The 14,158-nt window shown below is 55.1% G+C and carries 12 protein-coding genes; 6 read left to right on the top strand and 6 right to left on the bottom strand.

Annotated elements, in window-relative coordinates; all coding sequences use genetic code 11:
* Nucleotide 1 precedes the first annotated feature (1 nt).
* Genes fliR through ABIE11_RS19405 form a run of 3 tightly spaced genes read left to right on the top strand, consistent with a single transcriptional unit; the run spans nt 2 to nt 3,991 of the window.
* Complete coding sequence (gene fliR / locus ABIE11_RS19415; RefSeq protein ID WP_100778042.1) at nt 2-775, top strand: flagellar biosynthetic protein FliR; 774 nt, start codon at nt 2-4, stop codon at nt 773-775.
* Complete coding sequence (flhB, locus tag ABIE11_RS19410) at nt 772-1,908, top strand: flagellar biosynthesis protein FlhB (protein WP_371923378.1); 1,137 nt, start codon at nt 772-774, stop codon at nt 1,906-1,908. The genes fliR and flhB overlap by 4 nt, the downstream gene beginning before the upstream one ends.
* The gene (locus ABIE11_RS19405; RefSeq protein WP_429185157.1) at nt 1,895-3,991 is read left to right on the top strand and encodes a flagellar biosynthesis protein FlhA; all 2,097 of its coding nucleotides are present in this window, start codon (nt 1,895-1,897) and stop codon (nt 3,989-3,991) included. The genes flhB and ABIE11_RS19405 overlap by 14 nt, the downstream gene beginning before the upstream one ends.
* Nucleotides 3,992-4,072: 81 nt before the next feature.
* Here the strand turns inward: ABIE11_RS19405 and ABIE11_RS19400 are convergent, their stop codons facing one another.
* Nucleotides 4,073-5,005 carry a lysozyme inhibitor LprI family protein gene (locus ABIE11_RS19400; protein ID WP_232730997.1) on the bottom strand — a complete coding sequence of 311 codons (933 nt, stop codon included), beginning with the start codon at nt 5,003-5,005 and terminating at the stop codon, nt 4,073-4,075.
* Nucleotides 5,006-5,233: 228 nt separating this feature from the next.
* Between ABIE11_RS19400 and ABIE11_RS19395 the strand changes: the two genes are divergently transcribed.
* The gene (locus tag ABIE11_RS19395) at nt 5,234-5,482 is read left to right on the top strand and encodes a hypothetical protein (protein WP_409256386.1); all 249 of its coding nucleotides are present in this window, start codon (nt 5,234-5,236) and stop codon (nt 5,480-5,482) included.
* A 227-nt stretch (nt 5,483-5,709) separates the two neighbouring features.
* On the top strand, nt 5,710-6,471 hold the full coding sequence (locus tag ABIE11_RS19390; RefSeq protein WP_102105614.1) for an EAL domain-containing protein: 762 nt from the start codon (nt 5,710-5,712) through the stop codon (nt 6,469-6,471).
* Between the two features lie 149 nt (nt 6,472-6,620).
* On the opposite strand, the gene ssb1 is transcribed toward ABIE11_RS19390, so the two are convergent.
* Entirely contained in the window at nt 6,621-7,148 is a 528-nt protein-coding gene (ssb1, locus tag ABIE11_RS19385; protein ID WP_100778048.1) for a single-stranded DNA-binding protein SSB1, read from the bottom strand.
* Between the two features lie 246 nt (nt 7,149-7,394).
* Here ssb1 and uvrA point away from each other — a divergent pair, with 246 nt between their 5' ends.
* Complete coding sequence (gene uvrA / locus ABIE11_RS19380) at nt 7,395-10,217, top strand: excinuclease ABC subunit UvrA (RefSeq protein ID WP_429185155.1); 2,823 nt, start codon at nt 7,395-7,397, stop codon at nt 10,215-10,217.
* 3 nt (nt 10,218-10,220) lie between these two features.
* Here uvrA and ABIE11_RS19375 read toward each other — a convergent pair whose 3' ends face one another.
* From ABIE11_RS19375 to alr, 4 genes are all read right to left on the bottom strand, one after another.
* Entirely contained in the window at nt 10,221-10,574 is a 354-nt protein-coding gene (locus tag ABIE11_RS19375; RefSeq protein WP_100778051.1) for an MmcQ/YjbR family DNA-binding protein, read from the bottom strand.
* A gap of 117 nt (nt 10,575-10,691) precedes the next feature.
* Entirely contained in the window at nt 10,692-11,405 is a 714-nt protein-coding gene (aphA, locus tag ABIE11_RS19370) for an acid phosphatase AphA (RefSeq protein ID WP_100778052.1), read from the bottom strand.
* A gap of 275 nt (nt 11,406-11,680) precedes the next feature.
* Nucleotides 11,681-12,874, bottom strand: coding sequence for an aromatic amino acid transaminase (tyrB, locus tag ABIE11_RS19365; RefSeq protein WP_194514222.1), 1,194 nt, complete (start codon nt 12,872-12,874; stop codon nt 11,681-11,683).
* A 131-nt stretch (nt 12,875-13,005) separates the two neighbouring features.
* Nucleotides 13,006-14,085, bottom strand: a complete 1,080-nt coding sequence (alr, locus tag ABIE11_RS19360; protein ID WP_312070065.1) for an alanine racemase — start codon at nt 14,083-14,085, stop codon at nt 13,006-13,008.
* Between the last annotated feature and the right edge of the window lie 73 nt (nt 14,086-14,158).

The raw sequence follows: 14,158 nt of genomic DNA, 5'->3' as shown, positions 1-14,158 counted from the left end.
CATGGGCATCGATATTCTCACTCTGATTAACCCGCTGATGGCGCTCGTTCTGCCGTTTGTGCGCATTCTGGCGTTTATCCACTTTTGCCCGGTGCTGGATAACCGCGCCTTTAGCAAACGCATCAAAGCGGCGCTCGCCCTCGCGCTGTCGGTGATTATCACCCCGATGCTGCCGGAAAAAGTGCTGCTCACCGGGCTGCTGTCGGTGCGTACCCTTCTGCTCATCGGCGAGCAGATGCTGTGGGGCATGCTGTTTGGCATGGCGATGCATCTGGTGTTTGTCGCCCTGCAGACCGCCGGACATATTCTTTCGATGAATATGGGCCTCGGGATGGCGATGATGAACGACCCGGTCAACGGCAGCTCGACCACCGTGATTTCGCAGATTATTTACACCTTTTGCGCCCTGCTGTTTTTCATTATGGACGGGCATCTGCTGGTGGTGACGATTCTGTTTAAAGGCTTTGTCTGGTGGCCCATCGGTCAGGCGATTAATAAACCGACATTATTATTAATCGTACAAAGCCTGGGCTGGATAATGTCTGCGGCGACATTAATTGCCCTGCCCACCACCTTTGTGATGCTGATTGTGCAAGGGGGGTTTGGCCTGCTGAACCGCATCTCTCCGACCCTGAACCTGTTCTCGCTCGGCTTTCCCATCAGCATGCTGTTCGGCCTGCTCTGTATTTCGATGATGATGACCAATATTCCCGACCACTATCTCAACCTGACCAATGAAATTCTGGCCAGGCTCGAAGCCGTAAGGAGCCACTGATGGCCCAGGGCGGAGATAAGAGCGAAAAACCCACCCCCCAGAAACTGCGCAAAGCGCGGGAAAAGGGCGATCTGCCGCGCTCGAAAGACCTGACCATGGCGGTGGGGCTGCTGACCTCGTTTATCACCTTGAGCAGCTTTTTCCCCTATTACCAGCAGCTGATTACGGAATCTTTTACCTCGGTGGGAATGATGGCCGGGCGGCTGGACGATAGCGGTGCGCTGAGCCAGTTTCTGATGCTCAACGTCTCGGTGATCCTGCGCTTTATCGCCACCCTCGCGCCGATTCCACTGGCCTGTATTGTGGCGAGCCTGATCCCCGGCGGCTGGATTTTTACGCTGTCGAAGCTGAAGCCCGATTTCAAAAAAATCAGCCCGATCAGCGGCGTAAAGCGCATGTTCGCCGCCAGCCATTACGTGGAAGTGGGCAAGATGATGCTCAAGTGCGGGGTGATTCTGGCGGTGCTGTATTCGATGGTTCACAGCTCCCTGAATCCGCTGCTGCATCTGCAGCGCCTGAACCTCAACCAGGCGATCCACGCCGGTTTTGGCATTTTTCACCATGTGCTGATCTACTTCATTTCGGTGATTGTGATTTTTGCTCTGCTCGACGTGCCGCTGACCAAATTCATGTTCACCAAAAAGATGCGCATGACCAAGCAAGAGGTGAAGGAAGAGTACAAAAATAACGACGGGAACCCGCAGATCAAGGGGCGTATCCGCCAGCTCCAGCGCCAGATGGCGATGGGGCAGATTAACCGCACCGTACCGGAAGCGGACGTGATCATCACCAACCCGACTCATTTCGCGGTGGCGCTGAAATACGATCCGAACAAAGCAGAAGCCCCGTACATCGTGGCGAAAGGGGTCGATGATATCGCCCTCTACATCCGTGAAGTGGCAAGCCAGCACCAGATTGAAGTGGTGGAGTTTCCGCCGCTGGCGCGAGCGGTTTACCACTCCACGCGCGTTAACCAGCAAATTCCGGCCCAGCTTTTTCGCGCTATTGCGCATGTGCTGACCTACGTCATGCAGCTCAAATCCTGGCGCACCGGCCAGCTTGAGGCCAAACCGAGCCTGAACAAACAGATCAACATTCCTAAAGAGGTATTAAAAACCCATGGCGAACAGTAAGTCACAGCAAATGCTTGCCATTCTCCGTCAGGGCCGCATCGGCGTACCGATATTACTGCTCAGCGTGCTGGCGATGGTGATGTTGCCGTTGTCTCCGCTGATGCTGGATATTTTGTTTACCTTCAACATCGTGCTGGCCGTGACGGTCCTGCTGGTGGCGGTAAACATGCAGCGTCCGCTCGATTTTGCCGTGTTCCCGACGCTCCTGCTGATCACCACCCTGATGCGACTGACCCTGAACGTCGCCTCCACGCGCGTGGTGTTACTCCACGGCCACGAAGGGGAAGGTGCAGCCGGTAAGGTGATCGAGGCCTTCGGACAGGTGGTGATCGGCGGCGATTTCGTCGTCGGTTTTGTCGTATTCATCATCCTGATGATCATCAACTTTGTGGTGGTCACCAAAGGGGCAGAGCGTATTTCCGAAGTGTCGGCGCGTTTTACCCTTGATGCCCTGCCCGGTAAACAGATGGCGATCGACGCCGACCTGAATGCGGGACTAATTAATCAGAAACAGGCGCGCGATCGGCGTAAAGAGGTGTCGAAAGAGGCCGACTTCTACGGCGCGATGGACGGGGCTTCGAAGTTTGTCCGTGGTGACGCCATCGCCGGGATCATGGTGCTGGTGATTAACGTCATCGGCGGGATCTGTATCGGTATCTTCAAATACGATCTTGATGCCAGCCACGCGTTCCAGCAGTACGTTCTGCTGACCATTGGTGACGGCCTGGCGGCGCAGATCCCTTCCCTGCTGCTGGCGACCGCCGCAGCGATTATCGTGACGCGCGTCAGCGACGGCGATGACGTCAGTGATGAGATCAAAACCCAGCTGCTGGCCAAACCGCATGTGCTCTACACCGCCGCCTTCGTCATGTTTATTCTGGCGATTGTCCCCGGTATGCCACACATCGCGTTTCTGTGCTTCACCGGTTTACTGCTGTTTGCCGCCTGGCGGCAGAGCAAAGTGGTTAAACCCGCCGAAGAAGAGACGGATTACGACGCGATTACCGACGCTCTGGGCCAGGATGTCGCGCCTGCTATCAACTGGGAAAGCATTCCGCTGGTGGAGCCGATTGGCCTGAATCTGGGGTACAAACTGGTGACGCTGATTGACTCGGCAAAGGGCAGCCCGCTGTCGCAGCGTATTCGCGGGGTGCGCCAGGTGGTGTCTGAGCAGTGTGGCGTTCTGCTGCCGGAGATTCGCATTCGGGAGAATTTCCGCCTCAAGCCTGCGCAATATGCGATTCATATCAACGGCATCCGCACTGCGCTGGCGGAAGTGTACGCTGAAAAACTGATGGCGATTCCAGGGGCGGAGCTGTACGGCGAAATCGACGGCGTGCTGGATACGGATCCGGCGTACGGCATGGCGATCGTCTGGATCGATCCGGAACAGAAAGCCAATGCGCTGAATCTGGGTTATCAGGTAGTGGACTGTGCCAGCGTGGTCGCGACGCACGTCAATAAAGTCGCCCGTGAGCATCTGCCGGAGCTGTTTAATTACGACGATATTACCCATCTGCACGCCCGTCTGGCACAACAGGCGCCGAAGCTGGCGGAGGATCTGTCGAACGCCCTCAATTTTAGTCTGCTGCTGCGGATTTACCGCCAGCTGCTGCTGGAGCAGGTGTCGCTGAAAGATATCGTCACCATCGCCTCGACGCTGCTGGAAAGCTCGACAGTTACTAAAGATCCGATCCTGCTGACCTCCGACGTGCGTTACGCCCTGCGTCGCGCCATTATTCATAATATCAACGGTGACCGGCAGAAGCTGGCGGCCTATACCATTGATAACGCGCTGGAGAATATGCTGCTGGGCGCGCTAAATCAGTCTCAACAGAGTGGAAAAGTGGCGCTGGATAGCTTCCCGGTCGACCCGAACATTCTGACGCAGTTGCAGAACACGATGCCGATAATTCAGGAGCAGATGAAAGCGAAAGGGATGCCACCGCTGCTGCTGGTGACGCCGCAGTTGCGACCACTGATTTCACGCTATGGACGTCTGTTTGCCAGCAATTTGAATGTGCTGTCGTATAACGAGGTACCGGATGACAGTGATTTGACGATTGTGGGGACGCTGTCGTAGTCCGTGATGATTGCCCAGCGGCAATGCGTGAGCGGTGTTGTCAGCCGGGCAAGCGCTGCGTTACCCGGCATTTCCTGCCAGTTAATCATCCAAAAAACGCAGTTTCCATCCGGCGAGGGTGCGCGGCATATGGCGCTGATCGCTACCGTCGGTGCTGTAATAGCTGAACATCAGGCCACCCCCCTTCGCTGGCGAAATCAGCCCGGCCCAGATTTCCCCTTTCGGCGTGTACATCACGATAGCCGTGTGTTTATTTGCCGCGCCTTGCACCCACATGGAGATCACGCGGGCACCGATGTTGTCGATATCATTCTGATAAATATAGACGTTCGCGCTGTTGACGAAGTTCTGGTAATCGTCGCCGACCAGCGTGCGGAATTTGTCGTCGAGGGCGGCATCCTGGAAGATCCCGAGGGTGAGCAGCGTCGCTTTGGGGCGCGGATCGTGTTCCGCCATCTGATAAGCGCCATCGAGGAATACTCCGGCTGGCATCGACATGCGGCAGCCCCAGTCGGAGTTACTGTAAACCTGGAGGGAGCCGTCGTGTTTGGGGATCAGCAGCAGTTTGCAGTTATTGGTGTCCACCACCTTCTCGACCACCAGCATCCCGTAGAGTTTGCGCGCCTCGGCGGTGAATTCATCTTTGTTTAACCCCGCCCAGGCACGAATATCCAGCGTCTCGCTCCACTGGGCACTGCGACTGAACTGGATCACCCCGCCGCTCATATTGGGCGCCAGCATGTTCCACCATTTGCCTTCCCACTTAAAATCGCGGTTAACGTTGGAAATCCCACTGATCCCGGCGTAGTAAGCACGTTCAATGCAGACGGCAGTTGTGCATTTTTCCAGCAGTTTTTCCCAGTGGAGATACTCTTTATCGTTCGCCGCCAGACCATCCTGATGAATCGCCTGCTGATAAACCACCGACAGGGTGCTGTCGAGCCAGTGCAAGTTGTCGTTATTACAAATCGTATTTTCCAGCGGCGTGACGGCTCTTTGGCAGTTCACCGCCATGGCGCTGCTGCTCAACATTAGTATGAGGCAAAACAGAATGCGGCGAGAGATCATAATTGCTCAACTTTCATCCAATAATAGCTCTATTGTGGCGAATGCTTCCCCACTTTGCAATATAAACCCATTCAGGGTATCTATATTTATAATTAATGAGAATGAGGTGTTAAGTTTTGTTGGTATTTTGTCGCAATATTAAAAATGGGATGATTAAATTATGGATACTTAATAATGAAAATTGACAGTAGTAATTTGACCATGGCAACCGTAGCCGCCTACGGATCGCAAACAGATTCCTCGCGCAGCCCCTTAGGTATAAAACGCTCCAGTGGAAATGCATGTCCACAAAGCGGTTACTGGCGAATAGATAACCCTGCGGTGACCAATGTGGTAAATGTTATAAAGGGTGACACGATGCCCTGGCAAAATGGCTACCCCGTCACCTGGAAACTTATCGAATACGATTTAAAGAACGAATGACGTTATTGTTATTCACTCTATGGGAAATTTCATTTCCAGATGTATAACAATAAAATTTCCCATAATATTATTCTTTCCAGTTTCAAACGTTTTTCCGTATTTATACTTACTTCAGCATTTTGTAACAAACTGGCTCATACCGCGCCGCCACATTGTTGCCCTTCCAGTTTAAGTCTGACGCAGAGTGTGTCGCTTTGAACGGGTAACGTTATGGTGATGAGGCTGGCATGGAAAAAAGTACACATTTTGTTGTTCAGTGTGTCGAAAAAAACAAGCTCGATGCTGGTATCGATTTTGTTATTCAACCCATTTTCGATCTTTCGCGCTTCGCCTGTATAGGCGGTGAAGTTCTGGTGCGCGGCACCCATCGGCGCAATATCGTGCCGCCGAATTGTTTTATCAGCCAGCTGGAAGAGACGGGCGGAATTTTGCCGATGGGTGATTATGTTATGGCCCAGGCATTTAAATTTATCGCCAGACAGCCGCAGGCGTTGCGGGAAAATCCGCTTTTTACCCTGAATATTTCTCAGGTACAGTTGAACGATGCCGAATTTTCGGCGCGCGCGTTAGACATGATGCAGCAAAATAATCTGTCACCGCGAAACTTTATTTTTGAAATTACGGATATCATCGATACGCCGGAAGAATCTGTCTGCCAAAATCTCGACCAGCTGAGCGAAGCCGGCATTCAGCTCGCCTGGGATGGTATTGATAGCCTGGAAACATTGAAATCACGGCTCGCTATCTGGACGACAGACTATATTAAGCTCGACAGAAGTTGTCTGACTGCCGGAAATATCGAAAAGACGTTTTTAATGCTGGATTATATCAATGAGATTGATATCGATGTCATTATTGAAGGCGTGGAAAATTACACGCACGTCTCCGCGATGCTGCGCCACGGTGTGAAATACGGACAGGGTTTTCTCTTCTCCCGCCCGATCAGTAAAGAGCATTTTCACCAGGAGTATATGCAGCCCGAACGCTAGCCATTTTCCCTGGAGAGATAAAAAACAAAAAGCCCCAAAAAGGAGCTTTTGCGTTTTATCACCGGGCGGTGTAGCGCTTCTCTGGCCTGCAAAATGATGAGCAGGCCAGTGCAAACAGCGTGCCGCCAGGCGACAGCACGTTCTGAGTCTTAGAACGGGATATCGTCGTCGAAATCCATTGGTGGTTCATTAGACGGTGCTGGAGCAGACTGCTGCTGCGGACGAGACTGCGCGCCGCCGCTGAACTGATTGCCGCCCTGTGGCTGCTGAGGCTGACCCCAGCTACCCTGCTGCTGCTGGCCGCCGCCTGCAGGTGCGCCACCGCCCTGACGGCCACCCAGCATCTGCATGGTACCGCCGACGTTTACCACAACTTCAGTGGTGTACTTTTCTGCACCGGACTGATCGGTCCATTTACGGGTACGAAGCTGACCTTCGATATACACCTGAGAACCTTTACGCAGATATTCACCAGCTACTTCTGCCAGTTTGCCGAACAGCACAACGCGGTGCCATTCAGTCTGCTCTTTCATCTCACCGGTCGCTTTATCACGCCAGGATTCGGAAGTAGCCAGCGTAATGTTGGCAACTGCGCCACCACTCGGCATGTAGCGTACTTCCGGGTCCTGGCCCAGATTACCGACGAGAATCACCTTGTTTACGCCTCTGCTGGCCATGATTGTGTCTCCTGAATACGTTTCTTAATAGTGTAAACGCGCGAGTGTACCATTTCCACGGTGCAATTTGATAGCTGCGACCGCGATTCCACAGAACTCACGCTACCTAAACATTGTTGCACATTAAATCGGAACCTGCTTTCCAATACTGTATATTAAAACAGGTCAGATTGTGTCATAATTAGCCGTTTCTGCCGTTTGTCCTTCAAACAAACCAGGCATCCGAGTCTCTACCGGGAAAGGTGAATGGATAAGATCGAAGTACGGGGCGCCCGCACCCATAATCTCAAGAATATCAACCTCATAATCCCTCGCGACAAGCTGATTGTCGTGACCGGGCTATCGGGTTCTGGCAAGTCATCTCTGGCTTTCGACACCTTGTATGCCGAAGGACAGCGTCGTTACGTTGAATCGCTCTCCGCGTATGCGCGTCAGTTCCTGTCACTGATGGAAAAGCCGGACGTCGACCATATCGAAGGGTTGTCGCCTGCCATTTCCATTGAGCAGAAATCAACGTCCCACAACCCGCGTTCTACGGTCGGTACGATTACTGAAATTCATGACTATCTGCGTCTGCTGTTTGCCCGCGTGGGCGAGCCGCGCTGCCCGGATCATGACGTGCCGCTGGCCGCGCAAACCGTCAGTCAGATGGTGGATAACGTGCTGGCGCAGCCTGAAGGCAAGCGCCTGATGCTGCTGGCGCCTATCATTAAAGACAGGAAAGGCGAGCACACCAAAACGCTGGAAAATCTGGCAAGCCAGGGCTACATCCGCGCGCGTATCGACGGGGAAGTGTGTGACCTTTCCGATCCGCCGAAGCTGGAACTGCAAAAGAAACACACCATTGAAGTGGTGATTGACCGCTTTAAAGTGCGCGACGATCTCACGCAGCGTCTGGCCGAGTCGTTCGAAACGACGCTAGAGCTGTCGGGTGGGTCCGCTATCGTCGCGGATATGGACGATGCGAAAGCCGAAGAGCTGCTCTTCTCCGCGAACTTTGCCTGTCCGATTTGCGGCTACAGCATGCGCGAACTGGAACCGCGTCTGTTTTCGTTTAACAACCCGGCTGGCGCGTGCCCTACCTGTGATGGTCTGGGCGTGCAGCAATATTTCGATCCGGATCGCATCATTCAGAATCCGGAGCTTTCGCTGGCGGGTGGCGCGATTCGCGGCTGGGATCGCCGTAATTTCTACTACTTCCAGATGCTGAAATCCCTGGCCGAACACTATAAGTTCGACATCGAAGCGCCGTGGGCGAGCTTAAGCCCGAATGTTCATAAAATGGTGCTGTCAGGCTCCGGCAAAGAGAACATCGAGTTCAAGTACATGAACGATCGCGGCGATACCTCCGTGCGCCGTCATCCGTTCGAAGGCGTGTTGCATAACATGGAGCGCCGCTACAAAGAGACCGAGTCCAGCGCAGTGCGCGAGGAGCTGGCGAAGTTTATCAGCAACCGCTCCTGCACCACCTGTGAAGGAACGCGTCTGCGCCGCGAGGCTCGCCATGTCTTTGTCGAGAACACGGCGCTGCCGACCATCTCAGACATGAGCATCGGCCACGCGATGGACTTCTTCACCAATCTTAAGCTCTCCGGCCAACGCGCGCAGATTGCGGAGAAAGTGCTGAAAGAGATTGGCGATCGCCTGAAGTTCCTCGTGAACGTCGGCCTGAACTATCTGTCACTTTCTCGCTCAGCGGAGACTCTCTCCGGCGGCGAAGCGCAGCGTATCCGTCTGGCAAGCCAGATTGGCGCGGGCTTAGTCGGGGTGATGTACGTGCTGGATGAGCCGTCCATCGGCCTGCATCAGCGCGATAACGAACGCCTGCTCGGCACGCTGATCCACCTGCGTAATTTGGGTAACACGGTGATTGTGGTCGAGCACGACGAAGACGCAATCCGCGCCGCAGACCACGTCATCGATATCGGCCCTGGCGCGGGTGTGCATGGCGGCCAGGTGGTAGCCGAAGGGACGCTGGCCGACATCATGGCCGTTCCGGAGTCGTTGACCGGGCAGTTCATGAGCGGCAAACGCAAAATCGACGTGCCGAAGCAGCGTGTTGCGGCCAACCCAGAGAAAGTGCTGAAGCTGACTGGCGCGCACGGCAACAACCTGAAAGACGTCACGCTGACGCTGCCGGTTGGGCTGTTCACCTGTGTCACCGGGGTGTCGGGTTCCGGTAAATCGACGCTGATTAACGATACCTTGTTCCCGATTGCACAGACTCAGCTGAACGGCGCAACGCTTGCCGAGCCAGCGCCGTATCGCGACATTCAGGGCCTGGAACATTTCGATAAAGTGATCGATATCGACCAAAGCCCGATAGGCCGTACGCCGCGTTCAAACCCGGCTACATATACGGGCGTCTTTACGCCTGTACGTGAACTGTTTGCCGGTGTTCCTGAATCACGCTCGCGTGGGTATACGCCAGGACGTTTCAGCTTTAACGTGCGCGGTGGCCGCTGTGAAGCCTGTCAGGGCGACGGTGTGATCAAAGTTGAAATGCACTTCCTGCCGGATATCTACGTGCCGTGCGATCAGTGCAAAGGCAAGCGCTATAACCGCGAAACGCTGGAGATTAAGTACAAAGGCAAAACGATCCACGAAGTGCTGGATATGACCATTGAAGAGGCGCGTGAGTTCTTCGATGCGGTGCCTGCGCTGGCGCGTAAGCTGCAAACGCTGATGGACGTGGGGCTGACCTACATTCGTCTCGGGCAGTCAGCGACAACGCTCTCCGGCGGTGAAGCCCAGCGCGTGAAGCTGGCGCGTGAACTGTCGAAACGCGGCACGGGCCAGACGCTGTATATTCTGGATGAGCCAACCACCGGCCTGCACTTTGCCGATATCCAGCAGTTGCTTGAAGTGCTGCATCAGCTGCGCGATCAGGGCAACACCATTGTGGTCATTGAGCACAATCTGGATGTCATCAAAACCGCAGACTGGATTGTGGATCTCGGTCCGGAAGGCGGCAGCGGCGGCGGTGAAATCCTCGTCTCCGGTACGCCAGAGACAGTTGCCGAGTGCGAAGCCTCGCACACCGCGCGCTTCCTTAAACCTCTGCTGTAATCCTCAGTCTGAAAGCTGCTGTCGGGTATTTTCCGGCAGCAGCTCAAAGGCCTGCTTGTAAGAGGCATCCACCAAATAATAAATCTGCGAATCGGGCAGCGAGCCGTCGAGATAGACGGTGCTCCAGTGCGCTTTATTCAGATGCTTGCTCGGGCGCACATCGCTGTGCTGCTGACGCAACAAGTCCGCCAGTTCCGGGCTGGTTTTCAACGATGCCGCCGGACGCCCTTCTACCTCTTTTACCATCGCAAACAGCACGTCAGCCACTTTGATCTGCGTGGCTTTCCAGTCGCTGTGGACACTTTGCCCGGCGCCCGGTTTATTCATGCAATATTGCAGTATCTCCGAAATTGTCATCTTTGCTCCCCTGTGAGTGGGTTGAGTGCGACCTGAGGACTTGCCTCTTTAAGTGTGCAGCAAGACGACAAAAGGTAAACCCGGGCAGGCCCGATTTGTACAAATAATCATCGATTATCAGTATTCAGAATTAACAATCACCTCTTCGCCAAAAGAGCCGGCCATGGGCAGCGGGCGGTACGTCGAGTTAGAGGCACGCAGAACGCGGATGCCACGGGCACCGACATCGCGCGCAGCAGAGATATCGTTATCCGAATCGCCGTAGAACACTTTGATATTTTTCTGTTCCAGCCACTGGGTCTTGGTGTTTTGCCCGTGCTTGTCCCCGGCAAAAATTACCGGATTCATATTCGCTGGCGGAATGGAAAAATCGCCCTGCAGGGTTTTGCTGACGGTTTCCGTTTTGGTCTGGCTGCGACCAGTGATGAAATAGATGCTGTCGCCGCGTTTTACGTGCATCGCAATCAGTGCGCGACCCACCTCTTTCGGGATACTGAATTCATCCCAGCCGTTGTTCATTTTTTCCCAGAATTCCGGGTTCTTCAGATACTCCTCGCTCTCAGGCGAGTAGGTTTTTTTGCCTCGCCAGAAGCCAGGGCTGGAAAAGAGGACGGTATCGTCGATGTCAAAACCGACAGCCATTGGCGCGCGGCCCATCAGGCTATTTTCAATTTGCGCCACGGAGACCCAGTGAATGGGGGCTTGTTCAGCCAGAATGGCGGCGGTGGTTCCGGTGTAAAGCGGCGTTGGTGCGGAGGCTCGGGCACCGACTGCACTATTAAGCGAGAACAATAAGCAGGCGGCGCTGAGCGCCAGTGTGATCTTGCGCATGTATTCCCCTGAATATTCAGTTTGTTATCGTTTTAAATTGAGCGAATGGTCAAAAATCTATCAGACCTTAACCCCTGAGCCAGGCGAAGGAAAGGAAATTTTTCAGATTGTCCCTGGTAAATGGAGGGATATCACAAAGCGGGAAAAACAAAAAAGCCGGGTGGCCATTGCGCCTTACCCGGCCTGCGATTCAGGTCGTGGTCGCCGTTGTTGGCCCGGTACGCACAGCGCCACCGGGCGTTAATGGGTACGAACCCAAAAGAGTAAGTGAGTGCTTACATCACAGCCGCAAACGCCTGTGCAACGCGCTGAACGTTATGCGCATTCAGGCCTGCGACACACATGCGGCCGCTGGCAATCAGATAGACGCCAAACTCTTCACGCAGACGATCGACCTGCTGCGCGCTCAGCCCGGTGTAGCTGAACATCCCGCGCTGCTTGAGCAGATAATCGAAGTTATGCTCCGGTAACGCGCTTTTCAGGGCGTTAACCAGCGCCTGACGCATCGCCAGAATACGCGTACGCATCGCTTCCACTTCAGCAAGCCAGGTCGCTTTCAGGCCCTCATCGCCCATAACCGTCGCCACGACCTGCGCGCCGAAAGCCGGCGGGCTGGAGTAGATACGACGCACGGTGGCTTTGAGCTGGCCGAGCACGCGGCCTGCTGCCTGTTCGTCTTCGCAGACCACCGACAACCCGCCGACACGCTCGCCGTACAGGGAGAAAATCTTCGAGAAGGAGTTGCTCACCAGTGCTGGCAGCCCGGCGCTGGCAATCGCGCGGATCGCGTAGGCGTCCTCTTCCATGCCTGCGCCAAAGCCCTGATAGGCGATGTCGAGGAACGGGATCAGATTGCGCGCTTTCAACACCTCAATGACCGCATCCCACTGGCTGTTGGTCAGATCCGAACCGGTTGGGTTGTGGCAGCATGGGTGCAGCAGAACGATGCTGCGCTCCGGCAAGGTGTGCAGTTTTTCCAGCAGCGCTTCAACGCGTACACCTTTGGTGTCGTTGTCGAACCACGGATAGGTACTGACGGCAAAGCCCGCGCCTTCAAAAATCGCGACGTGGTTTTCCCAGGTCGGATCGCTGACCCATACGCCTGAATCGGGGAAGTACTTTTTCAAAAAATCGGCGCCCACTTTCAGCGCACCGGAACCGCCCAGCGTCTGAATAGTTGCGACACGTTTTTGCGTTAATACCGGATGATCGGCACCAAACAGCAACGGCGCAATGGTGTTGCGGTAGGTATTCAGCCCTTCCATCGGCAGATAGAGCGAGGCGCCGTGCGGCACCGCGTTGAGACGCGCTTCGGCTTCGGCCACCGCCTGCAGCTGAGGAATGATGCCGTCTTCGTTGTAGTAAAGACCGATGCTGAGGTTCACTTTGTCGCTGCGTGAATCTTCTTTGAAACGCTCCATTAAGGAGAGGATGGGGTCGCCGGCGTAGGCGTCAACTTTCTGGAACACGCGATGTATCTCCGGATATCTGTCAGGCAGGGATTTCAACAATAAACCGGAAGCGCGAGAAGATCGAGGGGATGTTAATCACAAGGTGCATGCCGGGTGAGGCGAAGCCGCCACCCGGCACTCAATGGGCGTTAATCGACGTACTTCATCGCCACCCGCGACGTCAGGCGCGTGATAAGTTCGTAAGCACTCACTTTCGTAATTTCAGCAATGCGCTCAACAGGTAAACCTTCGCCCCACATCACGACCGGATCGCCCGCTTTGTCGGCGGCATCAGGCCCGAGATCGACGCAAATCATGTCCATCGCGACACGCCCGACAAGCTTCACCTCACGGCCATTCACCAGCACGGGCGTACCGGATGGTGCCGCGCGCGGATAACCGTCGCCGTAGCCCATCGCCACCACGCCCAGACGCGTATCGCGCTCGCTCACCCAGGTGCCGCCGTAGCCAACCGGTTCACCCGCCTGATGCTCACGCACGGCAATCAGGCTGGAGACCAGCGACATCACCGGCTGGAAGCCAAAATCAGGCCCCCAGGGTTTACTTTCCAGCGGCGAAACGCCGTAGAGAATAATGCCCGGACGCGCCCAGTCGAAGTGCGACTGCGGCCAGAGCAAAATACCGCCGGACGCCGCGATAGAGCGCATTCCCGGCTTGCCTTCGCAGAAGGTGTTAAAGATGTCGAGCTGCTGCTCCGTGGCGCCGCATTCAGGCTCATCGGCACGGGCAAAGTGGCTGACGATATTCACCGGCTGACGCACGTTTTTGCACTGGCTCAGGCGCTGATAAAACGCCTCTGCCTGCTCCGGGCGCACGCCCAGGCGATGCATGCCAGTGTCGAGTTTCATCCACACGGTGACCGGCTCGCTGAGGGTGGCAGCTTCTAGTGCGGCCAGCTGCTCTTCGTTATGCACGGCGGTGTGGAGACGCTGATCGGCAATCGTCGTCAGATCGTCGGCTTCGAAAAAGCCTTCGAGTAACAGAATCGGCTGGGTGATGCCGCCCGCGCGCAGGTGCAGGGCTTCTTCGAGACGGGCGACGCCAAAGGCATCGGCATCAGGGAGCGTTCGCGCGGTCTCAAGAAGACCGTGTCCGTAAGCGTTCGCTTTCACGACTGCAACGAGCTTGCTGGCGGGCGCCAGTTCACGCAGACGTTGCAGGTTGTGTCGCAGAGCGCGGCGGTTAATGACTACAGTTGCCGCTTGCATTCGAATTCCTTGCCTTAATGAAATAAATCCAATCCTCTAAATCCTTTGCGTTACAGCGGCGGTGGCTGTGACG

It is taken from the genome of Lelliottia sp. 489, assembly GCF_050435885.1.
Lineage (GTDB): Bacteria > Pseudomonadota > Gammaproteobacteria > Enterobacterales > Enterobacteriaceae > Enterobacter > Enterobacter nimipressuralis.
This window is presented reverse-complemented; position numbering and strand designations above follow the sequence as displayed.

Excerpts from the sequence above, each read along its gene's own strand:
- fliR (WP_100778042.1), top strand. The coding sequence starts at position 2 with ATGGGCATCGATATTCTCACTCTGATTAACCCGCTGATGGCGCTCGTT.
- ABIE11_RS19405 (WP_429185157.1), top strand. The coding sequence starts at position 1,895 with ATGGCGAACAGTAAGTCACAGCAAATGCTTGCCATTCTCCGTCAGGGC.
- ABIE11_RS19400 (WP_232730997.1), bottom strand. The coding sequence starts at position 5,005 with ATGGCGGTGAACTGCCAAAGAGCCGTCACGCCGCTGGAAAATACGATT.
- ABIE11_RS19395 (WP_409256386.1), top strand. The coding sequence starts at position 5,234 with ATGAAAATTGACAGTAGTAATTTGACCATGGCAACCGTAGCCGCCTAC.
- ABIE11_RS19390 (WP_102105614.1), top strand. The coding sequence starts at position 5,710 with ATGGAAAAAAGTACACATTTTGTTGTTCAGTGTGTCGAAAAAAACAAG.
- ssb1 (WP_100778048.1), bottom strand. The coding sequence starts at position 7,148 with ATGGCCAGCAGAGGCGTAAACAAGGTGATTCTCGTCGGTAATCTGGGC.
- uvrA (WP_429185155.1), top strand. The coding sequence starts at position 7,395 with ATGGATAAGATCGAAGTACGGGGCGCCCGCACCCATAATCTCAAGAAT.
- ABIE11_RS19375 (WP_100778051.1), bottom strand. The coding sequence starts at position 10,574 with ATGACAATTTCGGAGATACTGCAATATTGCATGAATAAACCGGGCGCC.
- aphA (WP_100778052.1), bottom strand. The coding sequence starts at position 11,405 with ATGCGCAAGATCACACTGGCGCTCAGCGCCGCCTGCTTATTGTTCTCG.
- alr (WP_312070065.1), bottom strand. The coding sequence starts at position 14,085 with ATGCAAGCGGCAACTGTAGTCATTAACCGCCGCGCTCTGCGACACAAC.